Below are 13,805 nucleotides of genomic sequence, written 5' to 3'. Positions count from 1 at the left end.
AAAGGAAAAATTAAAAGACCGGGCTGGGTTTTGCCCAATCCGGTCTTTTGCTTTCTTTGTCTGATTTAGTTTGGCTTTAATCTTTTTTGGGCCCTTTGGTGGAAAAACGACCATTGGCCGTAATGTCAACTTCATAGTATGTTTTGGATGTTTCAACACCGCTTCCGGAGTCTGATCCCACCGTAATTGTTCCAGCGGCATTGCGGCTAAAACCCGTTGGATTATAGATGATTCTGTTTACAGCATTGCCATCCCCCGGTATGACAATTCCACCCCTTGCGGGGGGAAATACCCTGAGCAGCTCTTCGTCAGCATCCCTTGTTCCAAGTGTTCCGCTGTCATTGTCGTCCACAAAAACAATGTAGCCCGTTTCCCATCCCGCGGTTGTTGCTGTGCTGCATGCAGGAACGGGTGTGGTTTCATCATCGGCGGCATTGGGATTGTCAGATCTGCACACGGTAACATTTACTCCCCGTGTAACTGCCTCATTTCTGGCATAGCTCAAGGCTGTTCCCAGGGTGAAAGCGGTGGTTTTTTTCTGGTTGTTTTCCCTTACTTCCCGGAACGTGGGCGTGGCAATGGCTGCTATGATGGCTATTAATGCCATGATAATAATTACTTCAATCAGTGTGAAACCTTTATTGTTATACATTTCGCTACCTTTCTGGCAGCTTTCTGCCCTTAGCTAAAACATTGTATTCTTGTAAAATAAGTTTTTTTCAGCGGTCCGGACTTGCCACCAGTGTACCAATCTTTGCATCCTTCCTTGAATCAATCACAAAGGCCGCAGAAGCCCCTTCCCTTGTGTCCAGAATAAAGATGGCACCAAAAGGAATGCGGTCAATGCGTCTGTCCCGGCGGGAGCCTGTGGGGCTGATTTCCTTTTCCTCAATCAGGTGGTAGGTCTGACCCGCACGAACACCGTCCTTTTCTCCCCGGTTGATATACAGGATGTCTCCCTGGCCAAACATGACCTGACCCAGATAACCCGCAATGATTTTTCCTTCAAGGCCTTCTGTGTGGGGCTGCATGGGGATGGAAGCTTTGCGCTGGGGCATAGGTAAAAGCATGTCTCCTTCTTCGATGGGCCGGAAGGCGGAAATGACATTGCCGATGGTCAGCTCATTTCTGTACTCTGTAATTTCAATGATACCGGAAATGTGGTGAAGGTATCCGGCGTACTGCCGCCACCTTCCGCCGGGCTCCCTGATTCTTTCCGGCTTTCCGTAAACAATGTAGCGGCCTGCTATGGGCAGGGTTCTGTCCGGGGCTGGCTGGATATAGATTCTGTCGCTGGCACTGATCATCTCCCGGCTTTCCGTGGCGGAAATAATTTTCCCCGATGCTTCAGCTGGCTCAGGTTTTACAAAACCAACCCTGTGTATGGAGGCAAAATGATAGGAGGGCGGTTCGGGTTCAGGTGCCGGAGGTGGCGGGCTTGTTTTTTCCACCACGGGCAGGGGGGCCGGTTTTTGTACGGGAACCGGAGTTTCCCTCAGGGCCAGATGAAGCTTTTGACCGGGATAAATCCAGTGGGGATTGTGGCTTGTGATCTGCACGTCGTTTTCTGCCCAGAGTCCCGGCCAGTACCAGGCCGTATTGAAAAATCTGGCGGAAATATCCCAGAGGGTGTCGCCTTTCTGCACGATGTAGTAATAACCGTCATCTAGTTTTAAAATGCCATCCGGAAGCGGCTTATGCTCTTCTGTTGATAAGGCAGGCTGGCATATCAGAAAAGAGGTGAGGATTAAATAAAGGCAAAGTCTCTTAATCATGATTATACTTTCCTGTAAGGGTGATAAGGTTTAAGGCAAGAAGTATTAATGACTGACCTTATTTTTTAATGCAAATTCCGGTCCTGCAGGTTATCGGGTTTTTGGTATTCTGCATGAAAAGGCAGCGGAAGATGTTCAGGATAAAAAAATATGGTTTTAATGGCAGCCTTGTAATAGAAAAGAAGTTATTATTTTTAATGGTATTATAGAAGTTTTGTCAAGGTTGAACTGGAAACGCTAAGCTTGAGACTGTACAATGCTCACCTTTATTATCATATATCAGAAACTGTAGGTGGAAAAGAAAGAGTAAAGACAATGCAAAGGATAGTGCATCTTTTTTTTGAGGCCCTTATGCTGAAACGCCTGCCCCGCTCAGGCTATCATTTTCTTGGTTCAGGCAGTGAAAGTGTGGCGGAGCACTCCTTTATGATAAGTCTCATTGCCTATGTGATGGGCCAGATGACACCGGAGGCGGATAAGGGAAAGCTCATGGCCATGTGTATTTTGCATGATCTGCCCGAAGCACGCATGGGGGATCTGAATTATGTTCAGAAAAATTATGTCCGTGCCGATGAAAAAAAAGCGGTGAAGGATCTGGTGCGGGGGCTTCCCTTTGGTGAGGAAATGGAAAATCTCCTTGAGGAATTTGCAAAGGGTGAAAGCCTTGAGGCCCGGCTGGCAAGGGATGCGGACCAGCTGGCTTTTCTGGTGGATCTCAAAGCCCTTGCGGATACAGGTCGGAGGGGACCTGCCAAGTGGATGGGGGTTGTGGAAAAAAGAATTCTCACGGAAACGGGCATAAGCCTTGCCAAAAGTTTGATGGGTACGGACTGGGATGCCTGGTGGCTGGAAAAATATGTGGAGCCTTCTAAGGTTTCCGAGTGAATTGCAGCCTTATTTTGGATCTGTTGTAAGTTCCCTTGTGGCTTCACTGACATTATTTGTCTTTATTTGACGTTATTTGGCCTTGCGGGTTCAGCCGGGAGACTATGCAAGAAATTTCCGAAGAGAGAAAAAAAATGAAGGCCCTGTTCGGAGAGCTTGTGGAAGCAAAGCAGGCCTTTGGAAATTTGAAGGAAAAGCATCTGCGCCTTTTAAAGCATTTCGGACAGGTGCAGGCTCTTCTGGATAATGCCCTTGACCGCAACCGGCTGCTCCTTGAAGAAAGGGCTTCCCTGCAGGAAGAGATCCGCAGTTTTCGAAAAAAACGACGGATATCCATAGAAAATACCCTGGCACTTCTTGTTTTTCTTCAGGATCTCCATTTGGGTGAGGCAGGGAGCTTTGTGCCGGATCATTGCCAGGCCCTTGCCGCAACTCTGGAGCTTGATGCAGGTCAGAATTGGAGGCTGCATCAGGCGGCAAGGCTTTACAGGCTGGGTCTTTTTCATGTGCCTGAGGTTCACAGGCAAAGGTCGGATCTCTGTTATAAGGCCACGGCAGAAAACTGCATGGTTCAGGTTCCCCTGGCTTCGGCCCGTATGCTGGAGCAGATGGACGGGCTTTCCGGGGTGGCCCGGATTCTCCGCTGCATGGGCGAGCGCTGGGATGGCAGTGGCGGCCCCCTTTGTTTGAAAAAAAAGGCCATACCCCTTGAAAGCCGGATTCTTTCTGCGGTGCTGGCATACAAAGAGATGCTGCAGGAAGGCAGAAGTCCTGAGGATGTGCTTCTGGTCCTTGGCAGTCAGGCCCTGTGGGATCCGGCAGTGATTGAAGGCCTGCGTGTTTTTGCAGGTGATAATAATGAGCAGAAAAGAGAAAGCCTTCGTATCCGGATATGGGATCTTAAACCCGGTATGATACTGGCGGCACCCGTTCATGCAAGGGCTGGAGCCATGCTGTTGCCCGAAGGAACGGCTGTGACCTCAAGGCATCTGGAGTGGCTTGCAGCATACAGCGGTGCAGGGCCTCTGGATGATATGGTCCGTGTTTATAAAGAAGAATTGCAGGTAATTCGTGGAAATCTGCTTTGAATTTTTATGAAATTCTGTAAGTATAAGTGCATCAAGGGGATGCGTTTGACACGGAATTTATGTGTCCGGGTATCCATTAAAATGCAGGATCTTATACTCTTAACGGTCACCCGTGTACCATTTGAAAATTTGAACCGCGAGTCCAACAGTTTTTCCATGATTATTCAATGAAGCCGGGTGCTTTAAAAATTGCCGTGCAGAGTATATTCTTTAAAGATGCATTGGAATGGTGTATCGGATTTTTTTCGTTCTGATTACAAATCAAGGGGCGTTTTTCTATGGATATTGCTTCCATTGTCGGTCTTGTGGCGGGCTTGGGTTTTATTCTCATGGGTATTCTTCTGGGAAGCGGCATCGGGCTTTTTGTTAACGCCCCTTCCATGGCCATTGTCATCGGCGGAACCATTGGGGCCACCCTGGTGGCTTTTCCCATGAAGGATTTTGCCAAGGTGGGCAAGGCCATGAAGCGGATTTTCATGTTTAAGCTGGAAAAGCCCGAAGATCTGGTTGTGCGTCTGGTTGAGATCTCCAACAAGGCAAGGAAGGGGGGGCTTCTTTCCATAGAAGGGGATATTAAGTCCATAGAAGATCCTTATTTTGCCTCTGCCCTGCAGATGACGGTGGATGGTGTGAAAACAGGAGATATTGCATCCATAATGCAGAAGAAAATGACCATGGTGACCAAGGATAACAAAAGCGGTGCCACCCTTTTTACGGTTATGGGTACTTATGCACCGGCCTTTGGTATGATAGGTACCCTCATTGGTCTTGTGCAGATGCTGGCGACCCTGGATGATCCGGCAACCATAGGTCCTAAAATGGCTGTTGCCATGATCACCACCTTTTATGGTGCTGTCATGGCCAATCTTTTTTTTCTGCCCATGGCGGATAAGCTGAAGGTACGCGGAGCCGAGGAAATTCTCAACATGAAGCTTATATATGAAGGTGTACTTTCCATACGGGAAGGGGAGCACCCCAGACTCATGGAAGATAAGCTTACTATTTTTCTTGTGAACACAAAGCCCGCTCAGGATAAAAAATAGAAGTCAGGATAGTTGTTTATTTTAAAGTCCATCCCCCCTTTTTTTATTAGTGAACATAGAGGGTTCATGGGGGGCTACCGGAAAAAGGAGCCGACATGGCAGAAGAAAAAGCTGCATCAGAAAAGGAGGATTCTTCTGCCCTGGTCCAGCCTGAATCCGATGAAGAAGAGGAAGAGGGAGGGTCCGGCTCCCCCCGCTGGATGACAACCTTTGCCGATCTCATGACCCTTCTTTTGTGCTTTTTTGTTCTGCTCTTTGCCATGAGTACCATACAGGATGAGGTGTTCAAGGAAATCATCCAGTCTCTGCGCACGGCCCTTGGCGTGCAGACCATACCCGAAGCCGGAACCCGTGAGGGACTGATTATGGACCCCAGCAGCCCGGAACCCCGTGAAAAGCAGCGGGAAGCCGTGGATGAGCTGGGAGCCATGGTTCAGAAGGAGCTGGAGGAGATTGTTTCCGATGTGCGGGAGCTTGTGCTGTTTAACCGGCTGGGGGGCATGGTGGAGGTGCGTGAAAGTGATGTTGGGGCTGTGATAACCATTTCAGATATGGTTCTTTTTCGCTCCGGTGAGGCCACCATGGTTCCGGAGGGGGCCGAAATTATGGGTAAGCTTGCGGAGGTACTGAAGCAGTTTCGTTATCCCATCCGAGTGGTGGGGCATACGGACAATATTCCCATTACCACGGCATTTTTCCCTTCCAACTGGGAGTTGTCCACGGCAAGGGCTTCCCAGGTGGTTCGCTTTCTCATTAACAGAGGCTTGAATCCCCTTATGCTTACAGCTCAGGGTTTTGGTGAATACAGGCCCTTAGATACCAACGACAATGCCCAGGGGCGGGCGAAGAACCGCCGGGTGGAAATCATCTATGAACGGGCCAGTATTGGTGATGTGCTGCGGCAGCAGTAGAAAAAGCCTGATTATTCAGCTTTTTTACGGGAAAGCTCAGCACCAGAAAACGGCTCCAGTGGATAAGAAATGCAATACCGGCAACGGCATGGTCTGTTGCCGTTTTCTTTGTTAAGCCCCCTTGACATAAATGGAAGAAAAAAATGAAACGCATCAGTCTTCAGGAAACGGCAGCAAGCCTTGATCTGCCTGTACATACTTTGGAACGCTGGATTCGTCAGGGACGTATTCCCGTTGTACTTATGGATAATTTCTGTGTTTTCCGGCAGGAAACCCTTGCCCGCTGGGCAAGGCAGCACAATATCTCTTTCAGGATCAGGGAGAAGGATGGTGTATGCGAAGGGCTTTTCTGCTCCGAAGGTCTGGGGGCTGCCCTTCAGCGGGGATCTGTCATGCATCATCTTCAATGTGAGGGAAAAGAAGATCTTTTAAGGCAGATGGTAAGGGGAGTTCCCCTTCTTCCCCAGGCCATGGAAGGGATTCTGCTGGAAAGACTGCTGGAAAGGGAAGCCATGGTGTCCACAGGGGTTGGAAGGGGTATTGCCCTCCCCCACCCGAGGGTGCCGCTGGATAATTTTCCTGAAAAATCCTGCATCATCACAGCTTTCCCTCAAGATCCCATGGATTACGGAGCCATAGACGGTCATCGGGTTTTTGTATTTTTTCTGCTGCTGGCAAGGGATGTTAAGACGCATCTGCATCTGCTTTCACGCCTTTCCCATTGCCTTCGGGATGAGGAAGTGTATGGGCTTCTTATGGAAAAACCCGAAAAAAATACCTTGCTGGAAATGCTGGTGGCGAAGGAGAAGGTGTTTGCGGGAAAACAGGTGAACCGTCCATGAATATGACGGCATGGATGAAAAAAGGATGGTCATGGCTGAGAACTCACATGGATCCGCGCCTCTTTATGATGCTGATGGCCATAGTTGTGGGGATCTTTGGCGGGCTGGCTGCGGTGCTGCTGCATCATATGATAGAAATGGTGGCAGGCCTTTTTTCAGGATACCGGCAGAGGGCCTGGTCCTTTCTTCTGCCTGCCATTGGTGCTGCTGCGGCTGTTTATTTCATGGAAAAAATTGTCCGGGAAGGCGGAGGGCACGGAGTGCCTGAGGTGATCTACGCCGTAAGCCGCCATGGGGGACTTATCCGGCTGCGTTCCACCTTTTCCCGGATTTTTGCCAGCAGCATGACCATAGGCAGCGGAGGTTCCGCAGGGCCGGAAGCCCCGGTGGTGATGAGTGGTGCAGCCATTGGTTCCAATATAGCAAGGGTGCTTGGGCTTAATGAAAGGCAAAGGGTTGTGCTGGTGGGCTGCGGAGCCGCCAGTGCCATTGGATCTATTTTCAATGCCCCGGTGGCTGGCATGGTTTTTACCATGGAAGTGCTTCTGGGCCAGTGGCGCAGCAGTCATCTTCTGCCCATTACCCTTGCAGCGGTTACTGGAACCCAGCTCAGCCGCAGGCTACAGGGAAATCAGATTCCCTTTGAAAGTGCCATTTTCGGTATTCAGCTGCATGATACCCTGGCTTCCGCAGGTCTGGCCCTGGTAACGGCGGTTGTTGCCATTATTCTGATGCGGGGCATGCGCAGGATGCATGGACTTTCCATTTCCGTGGCTTCCCGCCTTCGTCTGTCTTTGTGGGCCAAAGCCGGTATGGGAGGGCTTTTTGTGGGAATTATCGGTATTTTTTTCCCTGTGGTTCTTGGGGAAGGATACCATGCTGTGAGGGAAATGATAGCAGGGGAGTTTTCCGCCGGAATTAGTTTTGTGCTGCTGATACTTTTAGCCAAAATGCTTGCTACGGCATTCACCCTGGGATGGGGTGGTGTAGGGGGGATTTTTGCGCCAAGCCTTGTCATGGGTGCCATGGCCGGCCTTTTGTATCACAGAATTCTAGTTTTTCTTTTTCCTGCCGTGTCCTGGGTGAATGAGGGATGCTTTGCCCTGCTGGGTATGGCAGGGCTTCTGGCCGGGGTGTTGCAGGCACCTTTAACGGCAATTTTTCTGATTTTTGAAATTACCGGTGGATATGAGGTGGTGCTGCCCCTGATGGTGGTGTCTGCCTTTTCCACCATTCTCTGTCGCTACGGTGAGCCGCACTCCATTTATCTCAAAGATCTTGTGGCAAGGAATGAGCTTCTGAGGCCGGGAACCGATGGCCGTGTGCTTCTGGATCTGCGCATCTTTGAAGTTATGGAAAAGGACTGCATTCCTGTTCAGAGAAGTATGCTTCTGCGGGATTTTGTTCATCTTCTGAAAAATTCCAGGAGAAATTATTTTCCCGTGGAAGATGCGGCAACGGGCCGTTTTGTTGGTATGGTTCATCTGGATGATGTGCGGCCCTATCTGATGGATCAGATGCTTTACGATACCATTCTCATGGAGCAGCTGATGCACAGAAATGTAATGGTGGTGCATCCGGATGATGAGCTTAAGGATGCTCTGGAAATCATGGACAGGCAGGGGCTTTTCAGTATGCCTGTGGTGGCTGACCATCGTTTTATGGGGATGATTTCAAAGGCAACCCTTCTGGATCATTATCGCAAGGAGTTGCGGGTACAGACAAGCGATGAGTAAAGGCTGGTGACGGTTGTGAATCCACGTTTTTTTCATGTTTATCAGGACACACCCGTGGGCAGGGAGGCTCTTTTGCAGACGGCTTTATTTTGCCGGATGCTGGGCGCTGCACCTGTGGTGTATATTCCGGAGACCCCCAGATTTCTTATGTATTTTGAAAAGCGGGTGGTTCAGGTGGATCTTGATCTTGATATTGATGTTTCAGATCTCAGAAAAAGGGAACTCTGTAAGGCAAGGGCATCGGAAATACTGGCCAGCTCAGGGCTGGATGCCCATTTTATTCAAATTCACCACAGGACAACGCCGGATCTGCCCGATGTGCCTGTGGATTTTGATTATATGAGTTGCCCGGTTCCGTCTTCTGCACGGCATTTTGTATATTCGGATCTCGGGATGAGAAGATTGCCAGCTGTGGCTCCCTTTTCTGTTCTGATACCTTCCCTTGTGTGCAGAGACTGGAAAAGCCTGGCGGTTTTTTATGCAGGAGATGGAAAAAATGAAGGAGTGCTGGCTGCAGGGCTTGCAATTGCCAAAAATACGGGGCTGCCTCTCGATGTTTTTACTAAGGGTTCCATTCCTGTAATACAGTCCGCATCGTTTAAGGAGCATGTCCGTCATATGGTTGCGGGTAATAAAGGAAATGACTTCTGGATGGATGTTCCTCCTGAAGCTCTTATGATTATGGGTGCTTCAGGAAAGGGCTGGTTTCGGGAAAGTGTTTTTTCCACCTTTAAAAAAGAACTGCGCAGAAGGCTGCCCGGCGCCTGCATCTTTGTGGGGCCGCAGGCGCAGAAGGTTTACATGCGGATGTGGGAAAGGGATATGGATTCCTGAAGCATGGTTCTTGCAGTTTTTTCAAACTGCTCCGTAATATCTGAAACATAAAAACGGTGCTTGTGGTTTTTTGTCAGCAGATTGTCTGTCTCTGGATGCTCTTTCAGGTAACGTGCCACGGTATCGGCCACACAGCTTCCTGAATCTATGATGCGGACCCCTTTACCGATTTTTTTGGCTATGGGTTTTTCGAGAATGGGGTAGTGGGTGCATCCGAGGATGAGGCTTCTGATCTGTCTGGTTTTCAGCGGGTGGAGGTATTTTTTTATGATTCGCGTTGTTTCCGGCGTATCCAGCCAGCCCTCTTCCACAAGGGGGACCAGCAGGGGGCAGGGGAGGGAATGCACTGTGGCATCGGGGTTCAGGGCCTTGATTTTTTTTTCATAGATGCCCGATGCGATGGTGGCACGGGTACCGATAACGCCGATGCGATGGGGCAGGGGATAGGCAAGGGCGGCCTCTACTGCCGGGTCCACTACTTCAAAAACCGGAAGATCAAAGGATGCTTTCACTGCATCGACGGCAATACTTGCTGCGGAGTTGCAGGCAATGATAATTATTTTAGCCCCGTTTTCCACAAGAAAACGGGAGTTTTCCATGGCATACTGCTGAACCGTTGCAGGGCTTTTGGAGCCATAGGGCATACGGGCAGTGTCGCCATAATAAAGAATATCGTAACCGGGAAGTTTCTGCATAATGGCCCGGACTGTGGTCAGGCCTCCGATGCCGGAGTCAAAAATACCAATCATGGATGCTGCTTTCAGTGGCCCTGTCCTTTTTTAAGATGGGGAGCTGCGGGCTGGAAAGGAATGTCTGATGAAATTTGATACCAACCCCATGAGTCAGAAGATTTTTACAAGGGGGCTGGATGTGGATACCATTTCTGCTTATCTGTGCTGCTGCGGCCTTGCCGTAGAAGAGGGAACCATGTCTTTGGAACGCCTGCTGGTCGTGTGGAATCAGGGAGAAGACGTTTTGAACAGGGCCCTGCAGGTTTTGGAAACACAGAATATTATCACCCCTTTTGTCCGGAATGGAGAGGCTTTTTATCAGGTGCATCCGCCGGAGCAGTGGCTTTCTCCGGTGTGAATCCGGGCCGTGTTTTTTGCAGCTCCGCAAGGGTCTGCTCATATACGGTTTCGGGAGGCGCATCTTTAATGATTCCCGGACAGGCATCTCCCATGAGCCGCCAGTTGCCGGGCTGACGCAGAACCGCAGGTATAAAGGGCCATTCACGGCACATTCTGGGCTTGACGGGATGGATGCTGCAGATTTTTTGTTTCTGGAAAACACAGCGGTTTTCATTGTCCACCGCAAGGACTGTCCCGTTTGCCGATTCCTGACAGCTGCCGCTGCGCAGGGTGTCTTCGGGCATTCCGGTAAAGGCGGCAATGGCAAGGATGTCTTCACTGCTTACATAGGTGCCGCCAAAGCCAACGCAGCATTCGCCGCACTGCTTGCAATCAAATACAGGATTTTCATGGGACATGACGCCTGGACTCCAATGCCCTTTTCAGGGTTACCTGGTCAATGTATTTAAGATCCCCCCCCATGGGAATGCCCGATGCGATACGGGTGACCCGGATGGGCAGACCTGAGAGCTGTTCAGCAATATAGGCTGCGGTGGCTTCTCCTTCCACGGCCGTTCCTGTGGCAAGGATGACTTCCCTTACCTCTTCAGTACGGATGCGCAGGATCAGCTCCCGTATCCGGATGTCTTCCGGCCCGATGCCATCCATGGGAGAAAGAACTCCCTGAAGTATGTGATAAACGCCCTTGAAGCCGGAAGCAGCCTCCACGGCCATCATATCAGCAGGCCTCTCCACAACGCATATGAGCCCCGTGTCCCTTGCAGGGTCACGGCATACGGGGCAGATGCTGCTTTCACTTAAGGCAAAGCAGCGTGAACACAGGCGTACATTGGCTTTCAGGGCCAGAATACTCTGGGCCAGCCCCCTGACCTCATCCCCGGAAGCCTTGAGAAGGTGCAAAGCCAGGCGTTCGGCGGTTTTGGGGCCGATTCCGGGGAGGGTTGCAAGCTGTCGTATAACCTGAATGACCGAAGGCGGATAATGCTGCATGGATACCTCTGGCTGAAGCACGGCAGCCTGTAAGCTGTTTTTTTGAAAAGAATAATCAGAAAAGCCCCGGAATTTTCATGCCGCCCGTAAGCTGGCCCATGGCTGCAGCCATCATTTCCTGGGATTTCTGAAGGGCATCATTGACTGCTGCCTGAACAAGATCCTGCAGCATTTCAACATCTTCAGGGTCTACTACTTCCTTTTCCATATGAATGGAAAGGATCTGCTGCTTTCCGTTGGCCACAACCCTTACCATCCCACCACCTGCAGAAGCTTCTACGGTTTTATCTGCCATTTCCGCCTGCATTTTTTCCATTTGCTGCTGCATTTTCTGGGCCTGCTTCATCATCTGGCCCATGTTGCCCATGCCTTTCATTTTGCCTCCTTAAAGGAATGTGATGTCCGCAACCCTGCCTTTGAAGATTTCAAGGGCATCATGTACCAGTGGGTGGGTTGTGGCATCGTTGCGTAAATGTTCTTTTTCGGATTGATTTCGAAGGGATTCTGAAGAATCACTTTCCAATGTGGTGATTTCGGGTTTCAGGGACCTGCCGAAAAATTTTCCGGTAAGGGATTCCAACAGATGGCGGGTTTTGTCATTGCCAAGCCTTGCCGCGGAGAAGCCTGATCCCTGAACCTCAATGTGAATACTCTGATCAGAAACCTTTTTCAAGGTTGTTTTGGTGGCAAAAAGTTCTCCAAGGGATGGGTTCTTTTTTCTGATATCTGCCACAAGAAGTTTCCATGCCTGTTCCGGAGCCATGGTTCTGCTGGGTGGAGCAAGGGGTTCGTGTTCAGGTTGTTCTGCCAGTGTGTCGGGCCATGGGGCCTCTTCGGGCATGTCCATAAAGTCAGAATCCATGGCAGGTGGTATAGAGGATGCCATGGAAGCCGTGGAGTTTTTTGTGGAGGGCGGAGCATTATTTTTAACTGGTGTTCCGGTGGCAATGGGGGGGCTGATTTTCTTTTGTGCCGGGGCAGAAGTATTTTTTTGCGCATGGGGAATGGCGGGTGGAAGTTCTGCTGCTGGTTTTGTGCCCATGGCGTGTGCAGCGGGTCCGGGTTCCGGCTTTATGTTTTTTTTGTCTTCTTCGAGGACGTCATGGGGCTTATTATGCCCTGATCCGGATGCAGGAAGGGAGTGATTTGCCGGGGCGGGGGAAAGGAGAACCGGATTCAAAAAAGTGGAGGTTTTTTCCGTTTCCTGAAGCATGTCATTGCGCAGGGCATCCAGTCTTTCCACAAGGCGGTCAATGGAAAGGGCAGGCTGAATGCGAAGACAGCGAAGCATCAGTGTTTCCATGGCAAGCCTCGGGTGGGCTGCGTGGCGCATGGTTCCCTCTTCTGTCATTAGTATATCCATGAGCCTTGAAAGATAGTGCCCGGTCAGGGGGGATGCCTGATCCAGAAGAGCTTTTACGGCAGTCTCCGGCAGGTCCAGAATCTCCCTGCATTTTGCTGGTTCCACCTTAACCACCAGAAGGTTGCGGATGTGGGTGGAAAGGTCTGTGTGAAATTTTTTTAAATCCACGCCGGAATCATGGAGATCCCTTATGATGGAAAGGGTGTCTGCCGTATCTCCCTTAAAAAGAGCTTCTGCCATACGAAAGGACTGACTGCGGGCAGCAAGCCCCAGAATGGCGGCAACGTCTTCCCTTGCAGCCGGTGCTCCATGCAGCCCTGCGATGACACGGTCCAGAAGGCTCAGGGCATCCCTGACGGATCCGTCCGCCTCCCTTGCTATCATGTCTAAGCCTTCTTCCTCTATGGATACGGATTCCGATGCACAGAGCATGGCGAGATGGGCGGTCAACGCCGGTGTGGCTACCCTGCGGAGGTCGTGGCGCTGGCACCGGGAAAGAATGGTCAGGGGAATCTTATGGGGCTCTGTGGTGGCAAAGAAAAACAGTACATGGGCTGGTGGTTCTTCAAGGGTTTTGAGCAGGGCATTGAAGGCTGCCGTGGAAAGCATGTGAACTTCATCTATGATGTAGATTCTGTAACGGCTGTGGGCAGGCATGTAGCCAAGGCTTTCCCTCAGATCCCGGATCTGATCCACGGAATTATTGGAAGCACCGTCTATTTCCATTACATCCACGCCGTTTCCTGAAGTGATTTCTTTGCAGGACCGGCATTGATTGCAGGGGGAGGGGGCCGGACCTTCAGAGCAGTTCATGGTTTTGGCAAGAATACGGGCGATGGAGGTTTTTCCGGTGCCTCTGGGACCGCAGAAAAGAATGGCATGGGCAACCCGGCCGGCAAGGATGGCGTTCTGCAGGGTCCGGGTTACATGTTCCTGGGCAATGATTTCCGAAAAAGACTGGGATCTGTATTTGCGGGCCAGTACCAGGTAGGACATGGTGAACTCCTTGCCGTAGATGTATTTTGGGGTGGAGGCTCTTAAATAAAGAAACCCCGCCGCAGGGCAGGGTTTAATTTTAACGGCAGTATTTTTGTGGCGGAGAGGGGGGGATTCGAACCCCCGGTACGCTTGTGACGTACACACGCTTTCCAGGCGTGCACCTTCAGCCAGCTCGGTCACCTCTCCTTGTTTGAACACATATGCGTGTCAGACAGGAGTGAGTGATTACTTGCTTTTGGCTCCTCTGT

Annotated in this window: 15 protein-coding genes and 1 tRNA gene; 8 read left to right on the top strand and 8 right to left on the bottom strand. The window is 50.6% G+C overall.

Annotation, left to right across the window (positions count from 1 at the left end; genetic code table 11):
• Positions 1 to 76: 76 nt before the first annotated feature.
• Positions 77 to 652, bottom strand: coding sequence for a GspH/FimT family pseudopilin (locus FIM25_RS06695; RefSeq protein ID WP_139447693.1), 576 nt, complete (start codon positions 650 to 652; stop codon positions 77 to 79).
• A 67-nt stretch (positions 653 to 719) separates the two neighbouring features.
• Entirely contained in the window at positions 720 to 1,775 is a 1,056-nt protein-coding gene (locus FIM25_RS06690) for a LysM peptidoglycan-binding domain-containing protein (protein WP_139447580.1), read from the bottom strand.
• Positions 1,776 to 2,090: 315 nt separating this feature from the next.
• Here FIM25_RS06690 and FIM25_RS06685 point away from each other — a divergent pair, with 315 nt between their 5' ends.
• From FIM25_RS06685 to FIM25_RS06655, 7 genes are all read left to right on the top strand, one after another.
• Entirely contained in the window at positions 2,091 to 2,660 is a 570-nt protein-coding gene (locus tag FIM25_RS06685; RefSeq protein WP_139447578.1) for an HD domain-containing protein, read from the top strand.
• Between the two features lie 104 nt (positions 2,661 to 2,764).
• Complete coding sequence (locus FIM25_RS06680; protein ID WP_139447576.1) at positions 2,765 to 3,748, top strand: HD-GYP domain-containing protein; 984 nt, start codon at positions 2,765 to 2,767, stop codon at positions 3,746 to 3,748.
• A 278-nt stretch (positions 3,749 to 4,026) separates the two neighbouring features.
• On the top strand, positions 4,027 to 4,791 hold the full coding sequence (locus FIM25_RS06675; protein ID WP_139447574.1) for a motility protein A: 765 nt from the start codon (positions 4,027 to 4,029) through the stop codon (positions 4,789 to 4,791).
• A 95-nt stretch (positions 4,792 to 4,886) separates the two neighbouring features.
• Positions 4,887 to 5,702 carry a flagellar motor protein MotB gene (locus FIM25_RS06670; RefSeq protein ID WP_139447573.1) on the top strand — a complete coding sequence of 272 codons (816 nt, stop codon included), beginning with the start codon at positions 4,887 to 4,889 and terminating at the stop codon, positions 5,700 to 5,702.
• A 143-nt stretch (positions 5,703 to 5,845) separates the two neighbouring features.
• Positions 5,846 to 6,544 (top strand): PTS sugar transporter subunit IIA, encoded by a 699-nt coding sequence (locus FIM25_RS06665; RefSeq protein ID WP_139447571.1) that lies wholly within the window; start codon positions 5,846 to 5,848, stop codon positions 6,542 to 6,544.
• On the top strand, positions 6,541 to 8,280 hold the full coding sequence (locus FIM25_RS06660; protein WP_246052057.1) for a chloride channel protein: 1,740 nt from the start codon (positions 6,541 to 6,543) through the stop codon (positions 8,278 to 8,280). Before FIM25_RS06665 ends, FIM25_RS06660 begins: the two co-directional genes overlap by 4 nt.
• A 15-nt stretch (positions 8,281 to 8,295) precedes the next feature.
• Positions 8,296 to 9,114: a hypothetical protein gene (locus tag FIM25_RS06655; protein WP_139447569.1), complete on the top strand. Its 819-nt coding sequence runs from the start codon at positions 8,296 to 8,298 to the stop codon at positions 9,112 to 9,114.
• On the opposite strand, the gene murI is transcribed toward FIM25_RS06655, so the two are convergent.
• Positions 9,078 to 9,863, bottom strand: a complete 786-nt coding sequence (murI, locus tag FIM25_RS06650; protein WP_139447567.1) for a glutamate racemase — start codon at positions 9,861 to 9,863, stop codon at positions 9,078 to 9,080. The two genes, FIM25_RS06655 and murI, sit on opposite strands and share 37 nt — an antisense overlap.
• Before the next feature lie 67 nt (positions 9,864 to 9,930).
• On the opposite strand from murI, the gene FIM25_RS06645 reads away from it, so the two are divergent.
• Positions 9,931 to 10,203, top strand: a complete 273-nt coding sequence (locus FIM25_RS06645; protein WP_139447565.1) for a hypothetical protein — start codon at positions 9,931 to 9,933, stop codon at positions 10,201 to 10,203.
• Here the strand turns inward: FIM25_RS06645 and FIM25_RS06640 are convergent.
• The 5 genes from FIM25_RS06640 to FIM25_RS06620 all read right to left on the bottom strand — a co-directional run bounded on the left by FIM25_RS06640 (position 10,130) and on the right by FIM25_RS06620 (position 13,743).
• On the bottom strand, positions 10,130 to 10,603 hold the full coding sequence (locus tag FIM25_RS06640; protein ID WP_139447563.1) for a YkgJ family cysteine cluster protein: 474 nt from the start codon (positions 10,601 to 10,603) through the stop codon (positions 10,130 to 10,132). The two genes, FIM25_RS06645 and FIM25_RS06640, sit on opposite strands and share 74 nt — an antisense overlap.
• Positions 10,593 to 11,195, bottom strand: coding sequence for a recombination mediator RecR (gene recR / locus FIM25_RS06635; protein WP_139447689.1), 603 nt, complete (start codon positions 11,193 to 11,195; stop codon positions 10,593 to 10,595). Before recR ends, FIM25_RS06640 begins: the two co-directional genes overlap by 11 nt.
• A gap of 55 nt (positions 11,196 to 11,250) precedes the next feature.
• On the bottom strand, positions 11,251 to 11,562 hold the full coding sequence (locus tag FIM25_RS06630; RefSeq protein WP_139447687.1) for a YbaB/EbfC family nucleoid-associated protein: 312 nt from the start codon (positions 11,560 to 11,562) through the stop codon (positions 11,251 to 11,253).
• Between the two features lie 18 nt (positions 11,563 to 11,580).
• Positions 11,581 to 13,554 carry a DNA polymerase III subunit gamma/tau gene (gene dnaX / locus FIM25_RS06625; RefSeq protein WP_139447561.1) on the bottom strand — a complete coding sequence of 658 codons (1,974 nt, stop codon included), beginning with the start codon at positions 13,552 to 13,554 and terminating at the stop codon, positions 11,581 to 11,583.
• Between the two features lie 97 nt (positions 13,555 to 13,651).
• Positions 13,652 to 13,743 (bottom strand) — tRNA-Ser (locus tag FIM25_RS06620).
• Between the last annotated feature and the right edge of the window lie 62 nt (positions 13,744 to 13,805).

The sequence above is a fragment of the Desulfobotulus mexicanus genome, assembly GCF_006175995.1.
In the GTDB taxonomy this organism is placed as follows: domain Bacteria; phylum Desulfobacterota; class Desulfobacteria; order Desulfobacterales; family ASO4-4; genus Desulfobotulus; species Desulfobotulus mexicanus.
The sequence above is the reverse complement of the archived record's forward strand: the minus strand, read 5'-3'. Positions and strand labels throughout refer to the sequence as shown.